21 protein-coding genes are annotated in these 24752 nt (G+C 35.1%); 7 read left to right on the top strand and 14 right to left on the bottom strand.

Annotated features, from left to right (window positions below):
* Window positions 1–5 precede the first annotated feature (5 nt).
* Window positions 6–788 carry a GTP pyrophosphokinase gene (locus CS063_RS00930; protein ID WP_099447845.1) on the bottom strand — a complete coding sequence of 261 codons (783 nt, stop codon included), beginning with the start codon at window positions 786–788 and terminating at the stop codon, window positions 6–8.
* A 173-nt stretch (window positions 789–961) separates the two neighbouring features.
* On the opposite strand from CS063_RS00930, the gene CS063_RS00925 reads away from it, so the two are divergent.
* Complete coding sequence (locus CS063_RS00925) at window positions 962–2491, top strand: putative polysaccharide biosynthesis protein (protein WP_099447844.1); 1530 nt, start codon at window positions 962–964, stop codon at window positions 2489–2491.
* On the opposite strand, the gene CS063_RS00920 is transcribed toward CS063_RS00925, so the two are convergent.
* From CS063_RS00920 to pflB, 4 genes are all read right to left on the bottom strand, one after another.
* Window positions 2488–3810: a replication-associated recombination protein A gene (locus CS063_RS00920; protein ID WP_099447843.1), complete on the bottom strand. Its 1323-nt coding sequence runs from the start codon at window positions 3808–3810 to the stop codon at window positions 2488–2490. The genes CS063_RS00925 and CS063_RS00920 overlap by 4 nt on opposite strands.
* A gap of 53 nt (window positions 3811–3863) precedes the next feature.
* A complete protein-coding gene (locus CS063_RS00915; protein WP_099447842.1) occupies window positions 3864–4763 on the bottom strand; it encodes a radical SAM protein in 900 nt (299 codons plus the stop codon).
* Window positions 4764–4776: 13 nt separating this feature from the next.
* The gene (locus CS063_RS00910; RefSeq protein ID WP_099447841.1) at window positions 4777–5286 is read right to left on the bottom strand and encodes a dCTP deaminase domain-containing protein; all 510 of its coding nucleotides are present in this window, start codon (window positions 5284–5286) and stop codon (window positions 4777–4779) included.
* A 958-nt stretch (window positions 5287–6244) separates the two neighbouring features.
* Window positions 6245–8467, bottom strand: a complete 2223-nt coding sequence (pflB, locus tag CS063_RS00900) for a formate C-acetyltransferase (protein WP_099447839.1) — start codon at window positions 8465–8467, stop codon at window positions 6245–6247.
* Between the two features lie 326 nt (window positions 8468–8793).
* Between pflB and CS063_RS00895 the strand changes: the two genes are divergently transcribed.
* Window positions 8794–9483: a TrmB family transcriptional regulator gene (locus CS063_RS00895; protein ID WP_099447838.1), complete on the top strand. Its 690-nt coding sequence runs from the start codon at window positions 8794–8796 to the stop codon at window positions 9481–9483.
* A gap of 10 nt (window positions 9484–9493) precedes the next feature.
* Window positions 9494–10744 (top strand): diaminopimelate decarboxylase, encoded by a 1251-nt coding sequence (lysA, locus tag CS063_RS00890; RefSeq protein ID WP_099447837.1) that lies wholly within the window; start codon window positions 9494–9496, stop codon window positions 10742–10744.
* A 76-nt stretch (window positions 10745–10820) separates the two neighbouring features.
* On the opposite strand, the gene CS063_RS00885 is transcribed toward lysA, so the two are convergent.
* From CS063_RS00885 to tgt, 3 genes are all read right to left on the bottom strand, one after another.
* Window positions 10821–11450: a YczE/YyaS/YitT family protein gene (locus tag CS063_RS00885; RefSeq protein ID WP_099447836.1), complete on the bottom strand. Its 630-nt coding sequence runs from the start codon at window positions 11448–11450 to the stop codon at window positions 10821–10823.
* Window positions 11451–11940: 490 nt separating this feature from the next.
* Window positions 11941–12351: a preprotein translocase subunit YajC gene (gene yajC / locus CS063_RS00880; protein ID WP_099447835.1), complete on the bottom strand. Its 411-nt coding sequence runs from the start codon at window positions 12349–12351 to the stop codon at window positions 11941–11943.
* Window positions 12352–12368: 17 nt separating this feature from the next.
* Window positions 12369–13496: a tRNA guanosine(34) transglycosylase Tgt gene (gene tgt, locus CS063_RS00875; RefSeq protein ID WP_099447834.1), complete on the bottom strand. Its 1128-nt coding sequence runs from the start codon at window positions 13494–13496 to the stop codon at window positions 12369–12371.
* Window positions 13497–13677: 181 nt separating this feature from the next.
* Here tgt and aroC point away from each other — a divergent pair, with 181 nt between their 5' ends.
* Complete coding sequence (gene aroC, locus CS063_RS00870; protein ID WP_099447833.1) at window positions 13678–14775, top strand: chorismate synthase; 1098 nt, start codon at window positions 13678–13680, stop codon at window positions 14773–14775.
* 55 nt (window positions 14776–14830) lie between these two features.
* Here the strand turns inward: aroC and CS063_RS00865 are convergent, their stop codons facing one another.
* The gene (locus tag CS063_RS00865; protein ID WP_099447832.1) at window positions 14831–15472 is read right to left on the bottom strand and encodes a hypothetical protein; all 642 of its coding nucleotides are present in this window, start codon (window positions 15470–15472) and stop codon (window positions 14831–14833) included.
* A 300-nt stretch (window positions 15473–15772) separates the two neighbouring features.
* Here CS063_RS00865 and CS063_RS17525 point away from each other — a divergent pair, with 300 nt between their 5' ends.
* Window positions 15773–17854, top strand: coding sequence for a methyl-accepting chemotaxis protein (locus CS063_RS17525; protein ID WP_099447831.1), 2082 nt, complete (start codon window positions 15773–15775; stop codon window positions 17852–17854).
* A 96-nt stretch (window positions 17855–17950) separates the two neighbouring features.
* Here the strand turns inward: CS063_RS17525 and CS063_RS00855 are convergent, their stop codons facing one another.
* Entirely contained in the window at window positions 17951–18403 is a 453-nt protein-coding gene (locus tag CS063_RS00855; RefSeq protein ID WP_099447830.1) for a YaiI/YqxD family protein, read from the bottom strand.
* Window positions 18404–18561: 158 nt separating this feature from the next.
* On the opposite strand from CS063_RS00855, the gene CS063_RS00850 reads away from it, so the two are divergent.
* Both CS063_RS00850 and CS063_RS00845 read left to right on the top strand, forming a co-directional pair.
* Window positions 18562–19407: a hypothetical protein gene (locus CS063_RS00850; RefSeq protein ID WP_099447829.1), complete on the top strand. Its 846-nt coding sequence runs from the start codon at window positions 18562–18564 to the stop codon at window positions 19405–19407.
* Window position 19408: 1 nt separating this feature from the next.
* Complete coding sequence (locus CS063_RS00845; protein ID WP_099447828.1) at window positions 19409–20443, top strand: hypothetical protein; 1035 nt, start codon at window positions 19409–19411, stop codon at window positions 20441–20443.
* A 22-nt stretch (window positions 20444–20465) separates the two neighbouring features.
* On the opposite strand, the gene CS063_RS00840 is transcribed toward CS063_RS00845, so the two are convergent.
* From CS063_RS00840 to CS063_RS00825, 4 genes are all read right to left on the bottom strand, one after another.
* A complete protein-coding gene (locus tag CS063_RS00840; RefSeq protein ID WP_180270628.1) occupies window positions 20466–21206 on the bottom strand; it encodes an acyl-[acyl-carrier-protein] thioesterase in 741 nt (246 codons plus the stop codon).
* Between the two features lie 102 nt (window positions 21207–21308).
* A complete protein-coding gene (queA, locus tag CS063_RS00835; protein WP_099447826.1) occupies window positions 21309–22355 on the bottom strand; it encodes a tRNA preQ1(34) S-adenosylmethionine ribosyltransferase-isomerase QueA in 1047 nt (348 codons plus the stop codon).
* 40 nt (window positions 22356–22395) lie between these two features.
* Window positions 22396–23706 (bottom strand): Na+/H+ antiporter NhaC family protein, encoded by a 1311-nt coding sequence (locus tag CS063_RS00830; protein WP_099447825.1) that lies wholly within the window; start codon window positions 23704–23706, stop codon window positions 22396–22398.
* Window positions 23707–23790: 84 nt separating this feature from the next.
* Complete coding sequence (locus tag CS063_RS00825; RefSeq protein WP_099447824.1) at window positions 23791–24747, bottom strand: alpha/beta fold hydrolase; 957 nt, start codon at window positions 24745–24747, stop codon at window positions 23791–23793.
* Window positions 24748–24752 lie beyond the last annotated feature (5 nt).

The following is a 24752-nucleotide window of genomic DNA, read 5'->3' as shown; positions in this document are numbered from 1 at the left end:
GTCTTCTAATGATCTTTTTGTAAGCTTTCACTAAAGGTTTTTAATTTGGCAACATCTCCTTGTTCCCATAAACTCCAAAACACTTCATAAATTTCGTTCATTTCACTAGGTGACTTTTTGGCACTTAATGCTTGAATATTACTAAAGATATCTGCTACCACATGAGATTCTTGTTGGAAGGACTCTTGACATTTAAGAACCTCCTCACGAATCTCTGCCATTTCTTCATCTAATTTGTAAGCTGCCTCTGCTGCTTTTGTTAAACGGGCTTGAATATGAGCTGGCATATTCTGCTTATATTTATAACGTAATGAATGTTCAATAGTTGCCCAAAAGTTCATAGCCAATGTGCGAATTTGAATTTCTGCAAAAATCATCTTTTCTCCATGCCCTGTTTGAACAGGGTATTTGATAATAATGTGATAACTACGATAACCACTACTTTTTGTGTTTGTGATATAATCTCTTTCCTCTACAATATAAAGATCTTTGCCATCCCGTCCACGAACAAAATCAATAACCTTATAAATATCTTCAACGAACTGACACATGATGCGAATACCCGCAATGTCTTCTATTTTTTCTTCTATATCTTCCAAAGCAATATTTTTCTTTTTTGCCTTTTCTAATATACTTGATATCTTTTTTACACGCCCTGTAACAAATTCGATAGGTGAATATTCATCCATACTAATGAGCCCTGTACGAATGCTTTTGAATTTTACTTTAAGTTCTTCTACTGCCTGAATATAGGGCAGTAATATTTCTTTCCAATTTTTTGTCTCCATTGCTACTCACCTCCATCTAACCTACCTTCAAACCTTATTATATCTAATTTAACCATTCTTCTCAACTTGAAACCTACAATCTCTACTTCTTAGAGAAATATTTTCATATTTTCGAGTGTTCTTACATAAATTGTACTAGTTGTATTGTCCACTTTTTATTGAAAGGAGCACTTATGAAGAAAAAATCACTTATTACAGGTACCCTCATCCTTACCTTCGCAAGTCTCATTACTCGCCTTCTTGGCTTTGTCTTTAGAGTCTATATGTCCAATGTTATGGGAGCTGAAGGTATGGGACTTTATCAATTGCTCTTCCCTATTTATATGCTCCTATGGGCAGCTTCTTCTGCTGGTATTTCTTTGGCTATTTCTAAAATGGTTGCTGAATATACTTCCAAAGGACAACATAGCGATGCCATACGTGTCCTCAAAGTTGCTTTAGCCATTGGCGTTCCTTTTAGTACCCTACTCTCCATACTACTTTATTTCTTTGCTCCTTTTGTCGCCACCTATTTTATTCATGAACCTATTACTGAACTCTCTATACGTATACTGGCAAGCTGTATTCCTTTTATGTGCACTGCTTGTTGCATTCGTGGCTACTTTCAAGGGAGACAAGAAATGTCTATCTCTGCTATTGCTCAGATTGGTGAACAAGCTATGCGTATGTTAGTGATCTATTTCTTTGCTAGCTTTTTCATTCCCAAAGGTCTAAAGTATGCTTGTGCATTAGGCGTCTTAGGTATGTGTGCTGGTGAAGTCTTCTCTTTTATAATGACCATTATCTTCTTTAAGCTGAAGAAATACCAATTAAAATTAAGACCTGCTACTGTTCCCTACCACAGTACCCTCAATAAACTTCTTCTCCTAACTATTCCTATTACAGCTAATCGCTTTCTTACCTCTATCTTACAATCCTTAGAGAATATTCTTATACCTATTCAGCTTCAAAAGTTTGGTTTAAGTTCTCATGCAGCACTTGGTCTTTATGGTGAGTTTAGTGGAATGGCCCTACCTCTACTATTTTTTCCTTCCATGGTAACCATGTCACTCTCTACTGTTCTTGTACCTACTATCTCTGAAGCAGCAGCTATGAAAAATCAATCACAACTGCAACGTACCATGTCTATGGCTATTCAGTTCTCATCCTTGATCGGTGTAGGGGCAACAGCTTTATTCTTTTCTCTATCAAGAGAAATCGCCCTTTCTTGCTACGGTATTGAAGAGGTGGGGCATCTCCTTAAGCTTTTAGCCATCATTTGCCCTTTCTTATACCTTCAAAATATTTTAATGGGTGCCATGAATGGTTTAGGCATGCAAAAACAAACCTTTAAAACCAATATTATTGGATCTCTTATTTGCATTTCTACTATCTTTTTAATCATCCCTAAAAAAGGCATTCTAGGCTTTGTAGTGGCTATGCTCCTACAGTCAGGTACTGTGACAACTCTGCTCTTATGGCATGTTTTAAAGAATATTTCACTTCCTGTAGATGTATACAACTGGATTATGAAGCCCATAGCCTCTGGAATCATTTGTAGCTTATTTACAATTTCTCTCTATAGAAGTTATCTCTCTACTCATTTTTCCTTGCCAATGGGGACAATGATTGCTACCCTGCTCTTAGGCTGCTCTTACCTTCTTTCACTTTTTGCCCTTAAATGTCTTACTCTAAAAGATATCAAAACTATAGTAGGCTCTTAAATAGAGCCTTTTCTTTTTTGAAGAGAACTCTTTAATTCTTTTTCGTAACCTTCGTTTGAAAGCTCGTAGTAGGTTGTTCCTACTAATCTATCAGGTAAATACTGCTGCTCTACATAGTGATGTGGGAAGTTATGAGCATACAAATACCCTTTACCATGTTCTAATTCCTTAGCTCCACTGTAATGTGCATCTCTCAGATGACTAGGCACAACTCCAATGGGTTTATTTCGTACATCACTTATAGCTTGATCAATAGCCATCAAGCTGGCATTACTCTTTGGTGCACAAGCTACATAAAGAGCTGCTTGAGACAAAATAATTCTGCCTTCTGGAAAACCAATACGTTCTACAGCTAACATGGCATTAGTAGCTACCACTAATGCCTGTGGATCAGCATTTCCTACATCCTCACTGGCACAGATTATAATACGTCTTGCAATAAATTTAGGATCCTCTCCCGACTCTATCATACGAGCTAAATAGTGAGCCGTTGCATCTGGATCACTTCCACGCATGCTTTTAATAAAAGCTGAAATGATATCATAATGATTATCCCCATTTTTATCATAGTTCAATACTTTCTTTTGCATACACTCCTGAAGTACTGAACGCGTAATATGGATTATCCCCTCTTCATTTCGGTCTGTTGTCATCATCGCTAGTTCAATAGCATTTAAAGCACTTCTGGCATCTCCAGCTGCATTCATGCTTAAATACTGAATGGCTTCTTCTGTAATCTCACCCTTATAAGCTCCCATTCCTCTTTCCTTATTATAAACAGCTTCCTTCACAATCCGACTAATATCTTGCTCCTTTAAAGGTTTTAATTCAAAGATAAGAGAACGAGAAATTAATGCACGATTTACTTCAAAATAAGGGTTTTCTGTCGTAGCCCCTATCAAAACCAAGGTTCCATCTTCAGTATATGGTAAAAGAGCATCTTGCTGTGCCTTATTAAAGCGATGAATCTCATCAATAAAAATAATGGTCTTCTTACTGGTCATAGAACGCTCTATCTTTGCCTTCTCCACAGCACTTATAATATCTGCTTTCCCTGCACTTGTAGCATTAAGTACAATAAAGTGGGCCTTGGTTGTATTAGCAATTACCTTGGCAATAGTTGTTTTACCCGTTCCTGGAGGGCCATAAAAAATAAGAGACTGCAACTTATCTGCTTTAATTGCACGATAAAGTAGCTTACCTGGTGCAAGAATATGCTCTTGTCCTACAATTTCTTCTAACCGAGTAGGTCGCATACGTGACGCTAAAGGTGATTCAACACTTCCTTTTTTCTCACTCATATAATCAAATAAATCCATCTTCCCACCCCTTCTTTCCTGTATGATCTGTTGTATTTAGTACACTAAAACTCTTATATACCTTCCTCATTGAATGGTGGAATAAAGCTTTCAAGGGCTGTTTCACCTTCCTGGATAAATCCCTTTTCGACACCTAATTCTAAGGCATATTCTATTATAAAGTCATAATGAACTGGATTTAATGGCCGATTAAGCTCCTTATACTTCTCTACATTTTTAAGAGGTGTATACTGGTTCATCAGACTCATATAAAGGCTTGACCCGTAGGTAGTATATAAATAAGTAACAATTTTCTTACTATCAAATAAAAGTCCTGGAAGCAGAAGGTGACGCACAATAACTCCTTTTAACATCAAACCTTCCGCATCAAAACACGGCTTTCCTACTTGATTGAGCATTTCTTCAATAGCTTCCTTAACAAAGCTTACATAATGGGGTGCATGAGAATATTTATTAGCATACTCTGCTTTAAAATATTTAAAGTCTGGTAGATAAATATCAATGAGTCCTCTGAGCATGGATAAGGTTTCTTTCGTCTCATAGCCACTGGTATTGTAGACAATCGGTAGCCTTAACCCCTTATCTTTTGCAAGATAAAGTGCTTCCTTTATTTGAGGTACGTAGTGAGTAGGTGTGACTAAATTAATATTATGTGCTCCCTGCTCCTGTAAATTCAAGAAAATAGTGGCTAATGCCTTATAGTCTACTTCCTTCCCCTTACCTTCTTTACTAATTTCATAATTCTGACAATATACACAGCCCAAGGTGCAATAAGAAAAGAAAACGGCTCCTGACCCACGTTCTCCTGAAAGACAAGGTTCTTCCCAATGATGTAAAGCAGCCCGTGCTAACTTTACTTTATCTCCAGCTCCACAAAATCCTCTCTGTCCTTCTAAGCGATTCACACCACACCCCCTGGGGCAAAGCTTACACGCCTTTAATTCTTCAAACATAGTCTTCTCCTCACTATTTTCCGGAAGAACCTAAGCGGCCAGTACCTCTTTGAGATTGAAACTGTACCAGCTCTTCATAAGGTATCTCATTAATTTGAAGTTTAGGCACTTCCACCATAATACATTGACTAAGGGCTTTTTCATAGGGATAAATAATGGCCTTTCTTAAATCCTCACTCAGGCTTTGTGGCAAAACACTTTCTTTTTTCATTATAATAAGAGGTACTTCATTATGATTCGTTATAGGCATCAGCCACTCCCCTCTATAGCCCGAATCAATCACACCTGAACGCTGTCCAATCCCCTTGGTTCCTGTGGAACCTCTCTCCTTTAAAATAGCTACATAATCTGACGAAAATGCAGAAGCAATTCCTGTAGGTACCATTACCGTAGTATGTGGCTCTAGAACGAGATATTCCTCCTCAAAGCATGCATATATGTCAAAGGCACCATCCTCATCTCGTTTGCTTGGGATAATGGCATTCTCCTTTAATTTCGAAAAATAAATCATTTGTTTGTCCATCTCTATTACTCCTTTATTTCCTTAATCTTCAGTAAACCATCTTGCTTGATCTCTTATTACTATCCTTTTTTATATTGAGAAACTAAAGCTCTTTATTATTAAATACCTTTTCTTCTATCATACTATATTCTTTTTCTATTCATCAAGCAACCATCTAAAAAAGACTCTTTGCACCTATTCTAAATAGTTACAAAGAGTCTTTTTATGTTCCAAGTCCTATTTTGCCTTCATAAAACTTATGGATACCTTGAGCAAAACGAGTATGTGTCCTGATAGAACGTATAAAAAATACAATAAAAAACGTGAGGCACATGGCCCCACGCTGGCAGTTATTACGGTTATAGCACTATTTACTTAGCTAATTAGATTTTTCTGTAAGCACAACTAGGTGAATAACTGAATCTTATTAGCTAGGCAACTTTCCTGGGAGAAAGAATTGCTTTTGGCTCTGCCAACCACCTACTAGTAGTATGTGCAGCATATAAGATTTAATACATTAATTCTTCTTATTGTATTTTAAAAAATGAGAAATTAACAAACATAGAATACCAGGTACTACAAATTCTAAAAATCGCACAATAATAAAGAGATAAAAAGGAGCTGAACCATATTTATATGCAGTATTATACATATAGCCATCATACATACTAAAACTTACAAAGCCTATTATTAATATCCAACCAATAACCTTTAATACTTTCTTGCAAATTATACACAATTTTACATCTCTCCTATACTGTATCCATTTCTATAACTTATTCGTGTTTATGTATCTATTCATAGTATAACACTTTTGGTATGTTATATTTTGTAACTTTGTGCAATTCAAACCTACATTCTATTCTAATAGGAGGTTTTATATACTAAAGTATTTTTATTTACTCCTAGTAAATTACGCTAAAGCATCCAATAATAAAACCACGTAAACTCAATGTTTACGTGGTTTTATTATTACTAACTACATTCTTTCATGGAAGGTTCTACTGATAACATCCAGTTGTTGTTCTCTTGTTAATTTAATAAAGTTTACAGCATAACCAGATACACGAATTGTTAGTTGAGGATATTTTTCTGGGTGATCCATTGCATCTAAAAGTACATCCTTATGGAGTACATTCACGTTGATATGTTGACCTGTTTGTCCAAAGTAGCCATCAAGGATACCTACCATATTACTTATTCTCTCTTCTGATGTGTGACCAAGAGTTGCTGGTACAAGAGAGAAAGTATAAGAAATGCCATCTTGTGCATGTTCAAATGGTAATTTAGCTACTGAAGCACACGCTGCAAGAACACCTTTTGTTTCTCTACCATTCATTGGGTTTGCACCTGGTGAAAAAGGTACACCTGCTTTACGTCCATCTGGAGTTGCTCCTGTCTTCTTACCATATACAACATTAGAGGTAATCGTAAGAACAGATTGTGTATAAAGAGCATTTCTATATGGTGTATGCTTTCTTACTTCGTTCATGAAATCTTCTACTAAATGACACGCAATAGTATCTACACGTTCATCATTATTACCGTACGCTGGATACTCTCCTTCAATTTCAAAGTCTATAGCAATACCTTGTTCATTTCTTACTGGTTTAACTTTAGCATATTTAATGGCTGATAAAGAATCTGTTGCTACTGCAAGTCCTGCAATGCCACATGCCATCGTTCTTAAAATTTCGGTATCATGAAGAGCCATTTCAATTCTTTCATAGGCATATTTATCATGCATAAAATGAATGATGTTAAGTGCATCTGTATACGTTTTGGCTACCCATTCTTTTGTGATTTGATAATTTTTCATCACTTTATCATAATCTAAATACTCATCTGTTAATGGTTCTATACCTGGTACAACTTTAAGCCCTGTTTTTTCATCTACCCCACCATTTATAGCATAAAGTACAGCTTTAGCAAGGTTTGCTCTTGCCCCAAAAAATTGCATTTGCTTACCAATACGCATTGGAGATACGCAACAAGCAATACCGTAATCATCACCAAATTGTGGTCGCATTAAGTCGTCACTTTCATATTGAATAGCAGATGTATCAATGGATACTTTGGCACAGAAATCTTTATAGCCTTGAGGTAATTTTTGACTCCAAAGAACAGTTAAGTTAGGCTCTGGAGCAGGTCCAATATTGTAAAGTGTGTGAAGGTAACGGAAGCTATTTTTCGTTACAAGTGAGGCACTTTCATCTTCAAGCATACCACCAAGTGATTCTGTTACCCATGTTGGATCTCCTGAGAATAGTTCGTTGTATTCTGGCGTTCTAAGGAATCTAATAATGCGCAGTTTCATAATAAAATGATCAACAATTTCTTGTACCTCTTGCTCTGTAATAAGGCCTTCTTGTAAATCCCTTTCTGCATAAATATCAAGGAAAGTACTTGTACGACCAATAGACATCGCTGCACCATCTTGTTCTTTTGTTGCTGCAAGATAAGCAAGGTACAACCATTGCACTGCTTCTTTAAAATTATTAGCTGGTCTTGATAAATCAAAGCCATACATTTCACCTAATTGTTTAAGCTCTTTAAGTGCTTTGATTTGTTCAGAGATTTCTTCAATATCTCTTATTGATTCTGCTGTAAAGTTTATAGAACGAGCTACCTTATCTTTTGTCTTCTCTTCAATTAAACGGTCAATACCATAAAGAGCAACCCTCCTATAGTCACCAATAATACGTCCACGGCCATAAGCATCTGGAAGACCTGTAATAACACCTACTTTTCGTGCTGTGCGAATATCTGCATTGTAAACATCAAATACACCTTCATTATGTGTTTTTCTATATTTTGTATAAATCTCTTTCATGTGTGGATCAATTTCATAATCATAAGATTTAAGCGCATTTTCTACCACACGAATACCACCATTTGGATGACAGCTTCTTACAAGTGGTGCATCAGTCTGAAGACCTACAATTTTTTCTTTATCTTTATTAATATATCCCGCATCATGAGAGGTAATCGTTGCAGGAGTTTTTGTATCTGCAAAGCATCCTCTTTCTCTCTCTTTTTTCATAAGCTCACCAAGTTGTTCCCATAGCGCTAATGTATCAGCTGTTGGACCTTGAAGGAAGCTATCATCACCTGTATATTCTGTATAATTTGTTATAATGAAATCCCTTACGTTAATCTCGTTTTCCCATTTTCCTGGTTTAAAATTTCTCCATTGTTCCATATGTTTGTGTAGATACCTAAAATCTAAACTTAGGCTCTACTCCACCTCCTTTATGTCCGTATAATATCGCATTAGATGTACTAAAAGTTGTATACAGTATACAACTTTGTTTGATGTATTTATTTTATACCTTCCACTTAATTTAGTCAATAGTAATTATTATTTAATAAAAATTAAGTATTAAAAATTATTATTGAATATTAAAATAATTTTTAATATGCATTGTTTTGGTATCATTCATTTAAAACATTTTCCACATAATATATTGACAACTTCTACACTCTCTTATATAGTGGTACTAAACAATACTACTATAAGGTGATTTTATGGATTTTACAACTTGTTTACAAAAGCTCGGCTTCTCTCCTATTGAAGCAACTGTCTTTATCATTCTCTGTAAACACGGGAGTCTTACAGGTTATGAAGTAGCTAAACTTAGCGGTATCTCTCGCTCTAATGTCTATGCCACTCTCTATAGTTTGCAAGAAAAAGGACGTTGTGCTTTATCTGAAGGAGAGCCTACTAAATATGTGGCTCTTTCGAAAGAGGAGTTTTTGCTTTCTATTAAAAGAGAAATGACTTATACATTGGAGCAACTGGAGGTCACTTTCCCTGAAAGTGCAAAGATTTCAGAGCCTTATATAACAGTTAAAGGCTATGAAAATGTCCTTAATAAAATTAAAAATTGTATTTTACTTTGTCAATCTCATCTCTACATTTTAAGTAATACAGATTATGTTAAATTGCTTGAAAAAGAACTTTCAGAAATTGCTTCTACTAAAAAAGTAACGCTTATTTGTGATCAACCTTTGGAGGCTGATTATAACCTGATAACCTATATAAGAAGCAAATCACCTCAAGGTTTTCATATGATTATAGATACGCAATCTGTTATTACCGGTGACTTAAACGCAAAAGATGCCCAGTGTCTCTTTTCTTCCCATCAATCTTTGGTTCGTCTTATGCGTGAATCTTTTGTAACAGAATTAGATATCATTACACTTACCCAACATTAAGGAGGATTTTATGTACACACTCAATGGTTCATTTACCCAGGAAACAAACTTTTATGGCAGTCATGATGTGTTTGAGCTACTAGAGCAGTATGGTAGCCCACTCTATATTTATAATGAAGCCATTTTAAGAAAACGCTGTCAAGAAATGAAACACCTTGTTACCTACCCTAATTTTGTACCTCACTACTCTATTAAGGCAAATACTAATATTCATCTTTTGAAAATCATACGTGAAGAAGGTTTACATGCAGATGTTATGAGTCCAGGGGAAATCTTCTTAGCAAAGCAAAGTGGCTATACAAGTGAAGAACTCTTTTTTATTCCAAACAATGTAACAGCTGAAGATATGCGTTATGCTATCACTGAAAACGTTATTACAAGTATTGACTCTCTAGATCAACTTAAACTTTTTGGTGAGCTTAACAAAGGAGGTAAGGTAGCTATTCGTTTTAATCCAGGAGTAGGTGCTGGGCATCATGAAAAAGTAGTTACAGGCGGTAAGAAAACTAAATTTGGAGTAAACCCAGAGGATATTTCAGAAGTCAAAAAAATCCTTGAAACCTATAACCTTAAATGTGTTGGGATTAATCAACATATTGGCTCGCTCTTTATGGATTATGCACCTTATATAAAGAGCTTAGATTCCATCTTAAATATTGCAAGACAGTTTGAAGACTTAGATTTTGTAGATCTTGGTGGTGGCTTTGGTATTCCTTATCATAAACAAGATGGTGAAGCACGTCTAGATATTAAAGCTCTTGGAGAGGCTCTAGACCCTGTACTTTTTGCTTTTGCAAAAGAGTATGGCAAAGAGATTCAATTCCAAATTGAACCAGGACGTTATATTCCTTGTGAATCTTGCGTTCTGGTCGGCGATGTTACTGCTACTAAAAGTAATGGTGGTGTTAATTATATCGGATGTAACATTGGTTTCAATGCTCTTCAACGTCCTATTATGTATGATTCACATCACGATATCGAAATTTATTCAAAAGAAAAACGTACTTTAGCCGCCGAGCCTTTTACTATTGTAGGTAATATTTGTGAAAGTGGTGATATCCTTGCAAAAGGACGAGTACTTCCTCCAGCTTACAGAGGTGATGCTCTTGCTCTTTTAGATGCAGGTGCTTATGGTTACAGCATGGCTTCTTGCTATAATCAACGTTTTAGACCAGCTGAAATACTCATTACAGAAGCAGATACTGTTCGCCTTATTCGTAAACGTGATACCTTTGAAGATTTAATTCGTAATATGTTGTAAAAAAAAGCTGTTGTAGTAAGAAGATTTTTCAAAAAATCTTCTTACTGCAACAGCTCTTTTTATTTATTCTTTTCCTTTAAATAGTACAAACAATCCTATTGACCAACTTATGAAACACATCAATAATAGGCCCTAAACCCAAGGTACAAATAAGTGTTCCTACTCCTATTTCCCCACCTAATAAAAAAGCAATGATTACACAAATTACATCTAATCCCATCTTAGCCATGCCAAGACTTATACCTTTTTCATTTAATGCTACCACCAAATCATCTGTTGGATTCGTTGGAAAAACAGATATAATATAACAAGCAACTGCAAAGGCAATAACTAGCATTCCTGCAAGCATTAGGAGAAAGGAACTTCTTATAGAAGTCCCTTCTAAATTTAAAAGCATACCTTTCCAAAAGTCTGTAAAAAAACCAAGAAAGAAAGAAGAAAGAAAGGTTTCTATTCTTGGATAACTACGTCTTATAAAAGCTGATAAAAGAAGTACCAATAGTGCCGTACTATAAATAGCTAGAGACGTATTAATATGTAGTTTATCTGCCAATGCAAAGTTAAGTGCATCATATCCACCTGCTCCTAGATGTGCATTAATTGTAAGCACTACACCAAGTGGCATAAATCCTACACCTATTGTATATAAAACTAAGTTTTTAATCCACTCCATAGGAGTCATCTTTTTAAATGTATTAAAATGCATTTTTATTCTCCAACCCATTAATCTATATTAATTACTCCTGTTCCCTCTATTCCAATTTTAATCGCTATCTACGTAGAGGTCAATGTACAATTTTAAATAAATACTGTCATCCGCAGCCTCCTATAATACGTACGGATCAATACCATCTGCTTTAGCACCTTTACAAAAAAAGAAGAAGCTATTGGGGATTAGCTTCTTCTCGTTCCGTTCATATTTTAAAACAGGAAAATAGATATATTATGGGGAGATTTTATAAGCAAAAGACTTGCATCTCTTGCTTAATATAACTATACACTCTATTTTTTAATAAAGTATGAATGACGAGTTAATATTTTATGTAAACTTTTTTATCCTTTCTTGTAGTTGTCTTTTTCTAAGCTGATTTCTAGTAAATAAAAAGCCCTCTAATTCCTTGTTAGATAGGACTTAAACCTTACCTTACAAGAAAATTACAGAGCTCTCATTTCAGATAAACTTTAAATTAAAGAGATTATCTTACAATTTCATTTCCATTTTCGTCAACTTCCACTTCTACTTCTACATATTCGTATTCTACATTTGGATCTTCTTCTTCAGCTTTTTTACCAATTGTCAAGTTAGGAGCTTGTACACCTGCTACAGCTACTTTCTTAACTGGAATACGTACACTTTTGTTAAGACCTAATTCAATGATAAATAAATCATTGATAATGTCTACAACTTTACCATAAATTCCATCTTGTAATAATACTTGATCCCCAATTTTAATAGACTGTTGCATTTGTGCTACTTCTTTTTCTCTTTTCTTTTGTGGGCGGATAACTAAAAACCACATAATCCCAAAGAATACTGCCATGTAGCCTATTGTAATCATTAACCCTGCCCCTCCTGGTGCTGCAAAACCTAATACTGTACTAGCCATTTTTCATTCCTCCATTTTTAATTATTTTTATATCCTTCTAAACGCATTTTTTTATAAGCCGTAAAGCTTCCTTCATCTAATGCATTGCGGATTTCTTTCATTAAATTATTGAAATAGTGAAGATTATGCATAACACATAGTCGCATACCAAGCATTTCCTTTGCTTTTAACAAGTGTCTAATATACGCTCTGCTATATCTTTGACAAGTTGGACAGTGACATTCCTCTGAAAGAGGCTGCATATCCGCTTCATACTTTTGATTAAAAAGGTTCATCTTACCATGATTTGTATACACATGGCCGTGACGTCCATTACGTGCAGGAAGAACACAGTCAAAGAAGTCAATCCCTCTTTCTACAGCTTCTAGTATGTTTTCTGGTGTTCCTACTCCCATCAAATACGTTGGCTTATTTTGAGGTAAATAAGGTACAACAGCTTCTAAAATACGATACATATCTTCATGGGATTCCCCTACTGCTAGTCCACCTACTGCATAACCAGGTAAATCAAATTCACGAATGACTTTTGCATGTTCAATACGAATGTCTTCAAAAATTCCTCCTTGGTTAATACCAAAGAGCATCTGCTGCTTATTAATGGTTTCGTCTAAATTATTTAAGCGATTCATCTCATTTTGACACCGCTTTAACCATCTAGTGGTACGTTCTACAGAGGGGATAATATAATCTCTTTCAGCTAAAGCAGGTGGGCATTCATCAAAAGCCATAGCAATGGTTGATGCAATATTGGACTGAATTTGCATACTTTCTTCTGGTCCCATAAAAATTTTCCTACCATCAATATGAGATGAAAAATAAACTCCCTCTTCTTTAATCTTACGCATAGCTGCCAGTGAAAATACTTGAAAGCCCCCTGAATCTGTAAGAATAGGTTTATTACAAGACATGAACTGGTGCAATCCACCTAATTCTTTAATGAGCCTGTCTCCTGGTCTTACATGAAGGTGATAGGTATTGGCTAACACCACTTGTGTATCTATTCTCTCTAAATCTTCTGTAGATAAGGCGCCTTTAATCGCTGCTACTGTGGCCACATTCATAAATACGGGTGTCTCAATAGTACCATGTGGGGTATGAAAGCGTCCTCTTTTTGCACGTCCTTCTACTTTAAGCAATTCATACATGTATTATCTCCAATCTTTTTCATACTCTCATACAGTTTACAAGAAAACCTACTGTTTTTCAATAATCCATACGATTATTTTAAGCAATTTTGTACATTATTAATCAAAGCATATTGAAGAGTGTAGGGTTGTCTGATAAAATTAAGTTTATTTGTCAATTCACACAAAAGGAGTGTCACTTATGTCTGGCTCATTGTTTGGTAAAAATTTTCGTTTGTCTACATTTGGAGAATCTCACGGTCCTGCATTAGGTGCTATTATAGACGGCTGTCCTTCTAATATATCCCTTTCATTAGAAGATATTATGAAGAATATAAATCGCAGAAAGCCTGGAAATCCACAGGTTGCTACAGCCCGTCTTGAAACGGATCAGGTTGAAATCCTATCTGGTATTTTTGAAGGAAAAACAACAGGAGCACCTATTGCCCTTCTTATTAGAAATATGGACCAAAAATCTCATGATTATTCCACGATTAAAGAGGTTTATCGCCCTTCCCATGCAGATTATACCTTTGATCAAAAATATGGCTTTCGTGATTATAGAGGTGGTGGTCGTTCTTCTGGCAGAGAGACAGCTGCTCGAGTAGCTGGTGGTGCTATAGCCATAGCCTTTCTAAAAGAACTGGGTATTCAAATAACTGCTTATACTCGTTCCATTGGTCCTGTGATGGTTCCTGCTGATGAAATAGATCTTTCTCAAATTCTATTAAATCCAGTAAATATGCCCCATATGCAAAAAGCAGAAGAAGCCCTAGCTTATATTGCTAAAGTAAAAAGCCAACAGGATTCTGTAGGTGGAACTGTTGAATGTATCGTGCACGGTTTGAAGCCAGGCCTTGGTGAACCTGTTTTTGATAAGCTTGATGCACTTTTAGCTTATGCTATTATGGGTATTGGTGGAGTAAAAGCTTTTGAAGTAGGTGTTGGCACTCAGGCTTCTACTTTATTAGGTTCTCAGTATAATGATGCTTTCTACGCTGAAGAAGGCACTGTCCATAAAAAAACCAATCATTCGGGTGGTATATTAGGTGGTATTTCTGATGGTAGTTCTATCTGTATCCGTGCACATTTTAAACCTACACCTTCTATTAGTCAAAAGCAAAAAACCATTACTGCTTCACTCCAAAATACAGTTTTAGAAATCAAAGGTCGTCATGATCCTGTTATCGTTCCACGGGCTGTTGTTGTGGTAGAATCTATGGTAGCCTTAACTCTAGCTGACTTACTTCTTAGTCATCTAGGTTCTAACCTAGAAACTGTAAAAAAACTTTATAAATAAATTTTTAACTCGTAGCAAATTTTCACCTTACTATTTTAAAAAGCTACCTCTTTTTTTATGAGGTAGCTCTTTTTTTATTTGTCTTTTTGATATGAAACATCTCGTGATCTTCTACAATCCGAAAACCAAAAGCTTTACGAAGCCCCTCCATACTTTTTAGTTGATTAATGAAACCGAGACTTTGTGTATCTACCATCCTCTCAATCATTGGAAAAATATCTTCTTTTTGTTCTTTTGTTAACTTACCCTTTAAGCAAAAGGTATTCACCCTTTTAAGTGTTTCTAATACCTGAGTATCACTTATGCGGTTCTTATCTGCTAAAACAAAAGTATACTCTCGTGTACGTTTATTCTGAGGATAGGTTTGACTAAAAAACTCTAAGAAATAATCCTCGGTTTTCTTTTTTTCCTTTTTAAATTTACCAAGCTTTGCTTCAAGCTCTTTTTTTAGAAAAACTAAGGTATTAGCTTTTACCTGCTTACTCATTTTTTGAATATGTTCCTCAATAAAAATATAACTTTCCTGTAACTGATTTTCATCTAGAGCCTGCTTAGAAAATTGTCTTAAGATTTCCATATACTCAAGAAGGTTTTTCTTGGTCGTTAATGGCTGACCATAAACCTCCTTCCAAATAGCTTCTGCGCCTAAATCGCGAAAGTCTTTATCATTTTCTTTAGTTAATTTATTTTCACTCATTCTTTTTCCTTTACTCTCTTCAAATTAGTTAACTCCCTATTACTCTTATTTTAACTGATTTCTTTCTTAACGTCTAGGTCTTCCCTTTCTCTTTGCATTCTCTCTGCTTTACCATAAGTCATTTTATTTGAAAAAAATAGAAAAAAATGTATAATTTATTATTTGTCAAGCATTTTCATGTTTTTTTATTTTTTTTTAGCAATGTACCCAAATATATTTATTTATTTTTTTAATTTTTCCCATTTTTATATAAATGATTACATGGTAAAATGAATTAAAATCATAAAGGGGGGCTTATGCATGCTTTCTATAAAAAAACCCAAAAAATTACTCAAATTTTCTCCTAGTCTTCCGTTTTTAAAAAAGAAAAAAGTCCAGTCTCAACAGCCAATTACTAAGACTAAGAAGAGATTTGTTCCTATTAAACGGCAACTTATTACCATTTGTATACTTTTTGCTATTGTCCCACTTCTCATCATTAATACACTTTCTTCCTCTATTGCAAAAAGTACCTTAAGAGAAACCAGTCAACATTTAACAGAACAAATGCTTCACCAAGCGTCTCTTAACATTACCTCCTTTACCTCACAAGTTGAAAAGAACCTTACGCAATTTATTGTAGTCGACCTTTTACAAAGTAACCTTCTAGCACAATATTTTTCTACGGATACTTTGACTATGGTCAAAGCAGTCTCTAACATTCAGAAACAAATGATTTATTTACAAAGTCTTGATAATACCATAAGCAATGTGGCAATTATTTGTAGTGATAACAAGATGCTGGGCAAAATACCTTCTCTAACCACAGAAGATCTAGCTCTTGCTAGAGAGCTCCAAGTTGGCAATCGTTGTACTTGGAAAAAGGGATTAGGTACAAATGAAAAGGCTTTATTCCTTATTCGAGATATTCAATATGCAGGTAGTACAACGGGTAATACTTGTACTTTTGTAGCTGAAATTAATCAGTCTATTATTACTTCTATATTAGATAGTATTGAACTTTTAGATAATGCCAACCTCACTTTGTTAGATACAGAAAAAAATCTAATTTATAATAGTAATCCTGAAACAACTGCATTTCCTGATGATCTTTGGTCAACTATTTCAACTACAGCTGAATTAACTTCTATTGAGCAAGATAATCTTTTAACTACCTTTACTACCTTAGATAACTCTTGGAAACTAGTTTCGGAAGTACCTGTTGTCTCCTTAACTCAAAGATTAAATTTAGCAAGTCGCCTTATTTGGTTTTTAGTTTTAGTATTGGGTCTTTTAGCTATTTTAGTAGGTTCTCAAGTAGCCAATAGCTTTTCCAAACCTATTATTAATCTTATGCAGCTTATGAAAAAAGCTGAGGAAGGCGATTTAACTGTACATATGTTACCTAAAGGTAATAATGAAGTGACTCAACTTTGTAATAGTTTTAATTATATGATAACCAATATCCGCACCTTATTAGAACAGACACAAGTAGTTATTGCACAAACACTAGAAAATAGTCAATTGCTTACTAATTCTACAAGGCATTCTGTAGATACCTTTAGTCAACTGGCTACTTCTGTGGAAGATATTGCTAAAGGTACAGCTGTTCAAGCAGAGGACGCTCATCTTGGTTCCCTCGCTATGTCTAATCTAGCCCTAAGCATTCAACGTCTCTTAGAAAAAAGTCATCAAATCTATGAAAAGAATCAAGGTGCCAAAGTTCTTATTCAAAAAGCTACACAAAGTATGTCCGCACTTAATACCTCTACAACCTCTTCTACTCAAATTGCCAGTTCCATTGGTACAAGCATTATGGAGCTTAGCCAACTCAATAAAGGGATTGAAAGTATGATGCAATTAGTAGATGGTATTAGTGAACAGACTAATTTGCTTGCTCTTAATGCTAGTATTGAGGCAGCACGTGCTGGAGATGCTGGACGTGGTTTTGCTGTAGTTGCTCAACAAGTCCGTAACCTCTCTGAACAGTCTAAGGAGTCTACTGTTAAAGTGCGTCAAACACTTAATGAAATCGGTCAAAAAAATACCAGTACAACAAAACTCATTGATCGTTCGAATACTATTTTCTCTGACCAAGTCGTAGCAGTAGAAGAAGTGTCTAGTAGTTTTACAAGTATTATTGATACCCTTAAAGTAATGGAAACAGAGCTAAATGAAATTAACAACCAACTTGAAGATATGGAACAACTCAAGGAAGCAACCTTACTTAAAATTGCTAACATCGCTTCTATCACTCAAGAATCTGCTGCTTCTACTGAAGAAGTAAGCGCCTTAAGTGAAGAACAAAAGCATGTGATTGAACAGCTTCTCGCCCTTTCTCATAATTTAACAACAAGCATGACTTCACTTAACGAATCTATTCAAACCTTCAAATTAAAATAATTTTATTAAAAAAGGTGTCACCGATGATGTGACACCCTTTTTATGTGCTCAAAAATTTATAAAACTGGTTTATATTTTTTAGAATAAGAGCATACTTTATAAAGCATTAGTTTCAAGCAACTCCTCAATCAATTGATAAAGATTTTGCTTAAAAGCCTCATTGTTTTCATGTTGCCTCTTTTTAGGTCCTTTTAAATGTCCGCCTTGACGTCTTGCCTCTTTAGCCAGATGTCTCGTCCACAAAAGCTGATCAATATTGTCCTCCGTATAAAGCATGCCATTTTGGTGAATAGGATGCCCTTTTTTTGAAAGAACCATGGCAGCTAAACCATAGTCTTGCGTAACTACAATATCACCTGCTTGCACCTTATTAATGAGTACAAAGTCCACAGCATCTGCCCCCTTAGAAACAACAATGGTTTCTACTCCTTGACGTTCAATGCGATGTGACGTATCACACAAAATACACACTTCTATATTAAATTGTCTTGCCATTTGTAGCGTTAATTCCACAACTGGGCAACCATCTGCATCAATGAGAATCTTCATGCTCTTCTCCCACCTCTCTCGTCATATTATTATAAAAATTATAGCAAAAGCCTATCTTAAAAGCACGTTTTCTTCTCTATTTCTTTAGCATCTTATTTGGCTTAATTTCCTTTAAAGCCCCCCTCAAATTACATACTCGCCCTTGAAAGGATGACTTAATGCTTCGTATTAAACAACCTTCCTTAAAATATAAGGTTTACTTTTATTTTTTATTTTTTTTATCTCTTTATATGCTTTGTATTTTTGGGGTACGTAAGAGTGGCTATACTGTTCCTCATGCAATGAGGCAAGATCTTTTAACTGTTTTATCAAATCAAACTTTTAATGAAGCTGATTACGCACTTATTTATGAACAAACAGGTCTAGCTGCTCCTATTGTTAATGAACTCAAAAAACACTCTGCTTTTGAACAAAAACTTCTCGAGTTTCAAGAAAATTTTTTTAAAAAAGTAAAACTAGCAGATCGCCCTCTTAACTTAGTTACTAAAGAGGATTATTTACTTAATGAAAAGGGCTTAGCCTATGCACACTTTGAAATAGCTCCTTACAAGAACGGGGATATTTTTTTGACTAAGTCTACACATACTTTAGGCTGGCGCCATGGCCATTGTGGATTAGTTGTTGATGAAAAGCGAGGTAAAACTTTAGAAGCTTTTAGCCCTGGAACTATTAGCTCTGAGAATGATGCCAATAGATGGCGTTATTATCCTACTTTCAAAATGCTTCGTGTTATAAATATAACATCTGAGCAAAAACAAGAGGTTGTTAACTATGCCCTCACTCATCTCAATGGTATACCTTATGGTATTTTAGCCAGTAAAGAGCAAGGACAAACACCTCAAAAAACGCACTGTTCCCTTTTGATATGGCAATCCTTCTATTACACATTAGGCATAGACCTAGATAGCAATAAAGGTTACTTTGTTTCCCCAGAAAACATTGCTAAAAGTTCTCTTTTAGAAACCCTACAATTTATTGGTTTTTCTGCCAAAAAGGAGTGGTAACATGAAAACTAAATCTTTTTGGATAGGCAGTCTTTGTTTTCTTATTCTTATAGGAATTTTTGTCTACCTACAGCTCACTAAGCTACCTACCTCTACTGTTTTAGTAAATAATCTCTCTTGTCATGTCCTCAATCAGCTCTCCCTCATTTATAGTGATATTTCGCTTAAGACTACTCGTGCTTTTCAATATAAAGCTAATAAACTCCAACCCATTACTACTCGCTACACAAGTTATGGAGAAGGCTTTTTACCTTGGCATACCCAAAAGTATTATTTAAACAAGGTAAATACTTATCGCCAAAATGAAGGATTAGTTCCTTTTCAGAATTTCTATAATTACTATGAAGACAAGGATATTGTTATTTTATGTTTTATAGGGGGGCTAGAAAATATTTATGTTTTAAACAAACAAACACAAGAACTTTCTCCACTTAATTATATAGCTGAAGATAACTTAGGTACTATGTATGTCTTTCATATTAAGCGCCTTAATGATAGTTATATTCTCTTAGGAGGTGAAGCCAATGCTTATGCTTCTATGATTTATGAAATGGATGCTACCTCTTTAACCATTCGTAATAAAATGTATTTTAAAACTTCTACTTTAGCTATCTCTAAGCAAAATTGTACTTTAACCGCTGAGGGAGATGCCTATTTTGTACAAGAAAAAGGACTTTTGCTATTTTGTCAAAAAAACAAGCAGTTAGATGAAATACCACTCTCTTTTAGCCCTCAATTCGTTTTTAGTCAAGAAAATTCTACTGTAGCTATTGCCTTTACCCGAGATACGTTAAACTATAGCCTCCTAGATAAAGCGCATGAAGTAATAAGAACTGATAAGCTTCCTCTACCTCATCCACACAGTGAGCTCTTACGTGGCTTTCTAAGAAATGATAAACTCTATATCTTATATTATAATAGTTACCACCCTTTTTATAGTAATTATATCTGTATTTATAATCTCCAGACAAATACCTTCGACTACTGTCTTGCTTTAGAAGCTTATAAAAATTTAGCTCTTTTGGATATTTATTAGTCCAAAAGAGCCTTTTTACTATTTAAAGATTACGAAGAGTAAGCTTTACAATAAAATATTGTATAGTATCCTCTCTATTTGTAGCCCAAATAACCACTTCTCCTTGTTCATCATAATGTAGACGCATCCATACTGAAGTCCCATACTCTATTCCTGTTGTATAATTGATTTGAAGCGTGGCAATTTCTTTGTGCTCAAAGATTTCAATAGGCAGCATATCTACAGCCCATCTCACATGTTGTGCATTATTCATGTGCTCATTGACATCAAGCTCTGAATAACGTACTTTACGAAAATCTTCCTTCTCAAAGGTAGTAGGTACTTGAATCTTTTCTAATGTTTCTCCTTTATAAGGAAAATCTAAAATATCTAGTGGCGCAGGTGCTCCTTTTATTTTAACAGGACGATTGGTTTTAGCATCCATCAGTATATAGTCTCCTATAATGTGCCCAATCTTTTCTCCCTTTACATTCGTTAAATCAAAGAGTCTTACTGCAAAAAGTTTATCATGACCACCAGGATAGGTTTCAATGGCTACTTGCTCCTGCCATTTAGGATACTTATCAATAATAAATTTAACACGTGCCACTATCCAAAAGTAAGAAGTCTTTTCTTCATTTTTATAATAACTAAAATTAAGCTTAAGGGCATGATTGGCTGCTACCTGCTGCATATAGTAAATAATACCATTAAGAGTCAGCCTTTCCTTAAAATCTACCTCACCAAACTCTACACGGTGTTCCTCTTTTAAATGTAATTCCATTTTTCCTCTCCCCGTCTTCATTCTTATCTCTTTTTATTAAGTCACTTGACTTAAAGAATCCTTTAGTGGTCTTCTATAGCTCCTCTAGTTTAGACCTCTCGTTTAAAGAAAATGTGGAGATGAGCCCTTAATAAACATAGCATCTCCAAAGCTAAAGAATCGATACTTTTCTCTTACTGCTTCTTCGTAGGCTGCTAGAACATATTCCTTGCTTGCTAAAGCGCTTACTAGCATAATAAGGGTAGATTCAGGTAAGTGGAAGTTAGTAATAAGCCCATCGATACATTTAAAGGTATAACCTGGGTAAATAAAAATATTCGTCCAGCCACTCCCTTCTTGAACATACCCCTTTTCATCTGCATTGGATTCAAGTGTACGCGTACTCGTTGTTCCCACCGCAATAACGCGCCCTCCCCTTTCTTTTGTCTTATTAATAAGCTTTGCATTCTCTTTGGAAATACTATAGTATTCTGAGTGCATTTCATGATTAAGCACATCTTCTGTTTTAACAGGTCTAAAGGTTCCTAGACCTACATGAAGTGTTACATAAGCAATCGTCACACCTTTACTTGTAATTTGATCTAAAAGTTCTTCTGTAAAGTGCAAACCTGCTGTAGGTGCTGCTGCACTCCCCTCATATTTTGCATAAACAGTCTGATAGCGATTTTTATCTTCTAGCTTTTCATGGATATAAGGAGGTAGTGGCATTTCACCTAGCTTATCCAAGACTTCTTCAAAAATTCCTTCATATTCAAATTCTACAATACGATTCCCATCTTCTATAATGTCCTTTACTGTAGCTATAAGTAAACCTTCTCCAAACTCAATTTGTTCTCCGATACGTGCTTTACGCCCTGGCTTAACAAGTACCTCCCAAGTTTTTTCTGTTTTTCTTGTTAAAAGTAAAAGCTCTACCTTCCCACCCGAACCTTTACGTGAACCAAAAAGACGAGCCGGTATAACTTTGGTATTGTTTAAAACTAAGCAATCGCCTTCCTCTAACTCCTCTACAATATCATAAAAATGTTTATGTGTTATATCTCCTGTATTTTTATCAAGTACCATCAGACGTGAGGTAGTACGATCCTTAAGTGGCACTTGAGCAATAAGCTCTTCAGGTAAATCAAAGTAAAAGTCAGATGTTTTCATTTGTATCTCCTATCTCTCTTTTTAAAATCTTTATTACTTTTTAAGTATAATTTTTTTCTTTAGGTTTTAAGTTTGGAAAACCAAAGACAATGGCAAGAATACCACAAAGTCCCATTAAGAGAGGGTAATGTAAGTATCTTAAAATTTCCATTGGCGAAATTCCTCCTAGTCCCGCTGCCACTAAAAGCTGAGCACCATAAGGAATAATGCCTTGAAAACAAGCTGAGAAAATATCTAAAATACTGGCTGATCTCCTAGGATCAATAGCATACTGCTCAGCAATATCTTTCGCTAATGGCCCTGCCATCACGATAGCAATCGTATTATTAGCTGTGCATACATCTACTGCACCTACAAGAGCTGCTATACCAAGTTCTGCCCCCTTTTTACTTTTAATTCGACTAGTAATAAAGTAAAGGACATAGTCGATTCCTCCATTTTCTTTAATAAGTGCCAAGGTTCCACCTATAATAATAGATAAAAGAGCAATCTCTGACATTCCCATTATCCCTGCTGCTACCGCCTCAATACCTTCAAAAACAGTAAAGCTTCCTGTAAAGACACCAATCAGCCCAGCAAAAAGGGTTCCTCCACCTAATAAAACAAACACATTGAGTCCAGCTAGTGCCCCTATTAGAATAGCTACATAAGGCACTACCTTAATAAGTTCATAACTATATTTTTCTGTTTCTATGCTTTCATATTGACCTGTCATGATAATAAGTAGTAATAGAGTTACAACTGCAGCTGGTAAGACAATAAAGAAATTCACTTTAAATTTATCTTTAAGCTCACATCCTTGAGTTCTTACTGCTGTAATGGTCGTATCTGAAATCATTGAAAGATTATCTCCAAACATTCCTCCCCCTACAATTGCTCCAAGTATAAGTGGTAGAGAAATACCTGTCATCTGAGCTATACCTGCCCCAATGGATGCTAATGCTGTAATGGTTCCTACAGAGGTTCCCATAGAAATAGAAATAAAACAAGCAATAAGAAATATTCCACCCACTAAAAGATTAGGAGGTATTAAGGATAAACTAAGGTTAACAGTGGCCTCTACCCCTCCCATAGCCTCTGCTATATTGGAAAAAGCACCTGCCAATAAAAAAATCATACACATTAAAATAATATTGCTATCTCCTGCGCCCTTACAGAATAAATTAATCTTCTCATTTAAACTTTGCTTTCTACCTAATATAAAAGCGCTAGCTGCTGCAATCATAAAAGCTACTAATACGGGCATCTTATAAAAATCACCTGTTACAATACCTGTCCCCACAAATAAAATCAAAAAAACACCTAGTGGCAAGAGTGCCAAAGGATTTCCCTTCTTTATTGCTTTTTGCATCTTCTTTCTCCTTCTTCATTTCTATACCTTTTTAGTTAAATATGTTTTATGTTATCCAACTAAACAGTGTTTGTCAATTTGGATTTAAAGTATTCTCTTTTCTTTTAAAGCAAGCCATCCTTCAAGATGACAAGCTATATCTTCATACACCTGCCCTCTATCCTTTTCATTAAGGATTTCATGGCGATCTTCTGGATATAACTTTAGCACAATTTCTTCTACGCCATGTGCTTTATAGTCTTCATAGACTGCCCTAGGCCCTTTTCCATAGTTACCAACTGGGTCTTTAGCTCCAGAAACAATATACATGGGTAAGTCCTTAGGAAGTTTAGAAATATTATGCTTATCATGTATAAAAAGAATGGTGTTTAATAGCGTTTCTACTCCATTTAATGTAAATAAGAAGCTACAAGAAGGTTCGTTTATATATTTAGCTACAAAGCTCTCCTCTCTTGTAAGCCACTCTTTTCCTCTTTTATCCTTTCCAAAATCTTTATTATATGTTCCAAACATAAGATCTGCAATAAACTGACTACGGTAATGTTCTCCCTTAATGGCTTTAATCATCGTAGTAATAGCTTTTCCTGCTATTAAATTAGCTTTAGACTGCTTACCTGTCCCCATAATGATTACTCCATCTATCTCTTTTCCATAAGTCATCATATAGCGTCTAATCATAAAAGAACCCATACTATGCCCTAATACATAATAAGGCAGACTACTAAACTTCTTTTTCAATAAAGTTGTTAATTTATAAATATCCTCTACTACCATACGACTTCCATCTTTTTGGGTAAAATAACCCCATTCTTCTGGACTATTTACGGATTGTCCATGTCCTAAATGGTCATGTCCTGCTACAATAAATCCTCTTTTTGCTAAATAAGTGGCAAATTCATCATAGCGCCCAATATATTCAATCATCCCATGTGAAATTTGTAAAATCCCCTTTGCCTTAACTTGCCTATCTTGCCATAAAAAAGCATGTAGTAGATGTTTTTCATCCTTAGAAGGAAAGAAAAATTCTTCTCTCGTTACCACGTTAT

It is taken from the genome of Sporanaerobium hydrogeniformans (genome assembly GCF_002735925.1).
GTDB classification, from domain to species: Bacteria; Bacillota; Clostridia; order Lachnospirales; family Cellulosilyticaceae; genus Sporanaerobium; species Sporanaerobium hydrogeniformans.
The sequence above is the reverse complement of the archived record's forward strand: the minus strand, read 5'-3'. Positions and strand labels throughout refer to the sequence as shown.

Excerpts from the sequence above, each read along its gene's own strand:
- CS063_RS00930 (WP_099447845.1), bottom strand. The coding sequence starts at position 788 with ATGGAGACAAAAAATTGGAAAGAAATATTACTGCCCTATATTCAGGCA.
- CS063_RS00925 (WP_099447844.1), top strand. The coding sequence starts at position 962 with ATGAAGAAAAAATCACTTATTACAGGTACCCTCATCCTTACCTTCGCA.
- CS063_RS00920 (WP_099447843.1), bottom strand. The coding sequence starts at position 3,810 with ATGGATTTATTTGATTATATGAGTGAGAAAAAAGGAAGTGTTGAATCA.
- CS063_RS00915 (WP_099447842.1), bottom strand. The coding sequence starts at position 4,763 with ATGTTTGAAGAATTAAAGGCGTGTAAGCTTTGCCCCAGGGGGTGTGGT.
- CS063_RS00910 (WP_099447841.1), bottom strand. The coding sequence starts at position 5,286 with ATGGACAAACAAATGATTTATTTTTCGAAATTAAAGGAGAATGCCATT.
- pflB (WP_099447839.1), bottom strand. The coding sequence starts at position 8,467 with ATGGAACAATGGAGAAATTTTAAACCAGGAAAATGGGAAAACGAGATT.
- CS063_RS00895 (WP_099447838.1), top strand. The coding sequence starts at position 8,794 with ATGGATTTTACAACTTGTTTACAAAAGCTCGGCTTCTCTCCTATTGAA.
- lysA (WP_099447837.1), top strand. The coding sequence starts at position 9,494 with ATGTACACACTCAATGGTTCATTTACCCAGGAAACAAACTTTTATGGC.
- CS063_RS00885 (WP_099447836.1), bottom strand. The coding sequence starts at position 11,450 with ATGCATTTTAATACATTTAAAAAGATGACTCCTATGGAGTGGATTAAA.
- yajC (WP_099447835.1), bottom strand. The coding sequence starts at position 12,351 with ATGGCTAGTACAGTATTAGGTTTTGCAGCACCAGGAGGGGCAGGGTTA.
- tgt (WP_099447834.1), bottom strand. The coding sequence starts at position 13,496 with ATGTATGAATTGCTTAAAGTAGAAGGACGTGCAAAAAGAGGACGCTTT.
- aroC (WP_099447833.1), top strand. The coding sequence starts at position 13,678 with ATGTCTGGCTCATTGTTTGGTAAAAATTTTCGTTTGTCTACATTTGGA.
- CS063_RS00865 (WP_099447832.1), bottom strand. The coding sequence starts at position 15,472 with ATGAGTGAAAATAAATTAACTAAAGAAAATGATAAAGACTTTCGCGAT.
- CS063_RS17525 (WP_099447831.1), top strand. The coding sequence starts at position 15,773 with ATGCTTTCTATAAAAAAACCCAAAAAATTACTCAAATTTTCTCCTAGT.
- CS063_RS00855 (WP_099447830.1), bottom strand. The coding sequence starts at position 18,403 with ATGAAGATTCTCATTGATGCAGATGGTTGCCCAGTTGTGGAATTAACG.
- CS063_RS00850 (WP_099447829.1), top strand. The coding sequence starts at position 18,562 with ATGCTTCGTATTAAACAACCTTCCTTAAAATATAAGGTTTACTTTTAT.
- CS063_RS00845 (WP_099447828.1), top strand. The coding sequence starts at position 19,409 with ATGAAAACTAAATCTTTTTGGATAGGCAGTCTTTGTTTTCTTATTCTT.
- CS063_RS00840 (WP_180270628.1), bottom strand. The coding sequence starts at position 21,206 with ATGGAATTACATTTAAAAGAGGAACACCGTGTAGAGTTTGGTGAGGTA.
- queA (WP_099447826.1), bottom strand. The coding sequence starts at position 22,355 with ATGAAAACATCTGACTTTTACTTTGATTTACCTGAAGAGCTTATTGCT.
- CS063_RS00830 (WP_099447825.1), bottom strand. The coding sequence starts at position 23,706 with ATGCAAAAAGCAATAAAGAAGGGAAATCCTTTGGCACTCTTGCCACTA.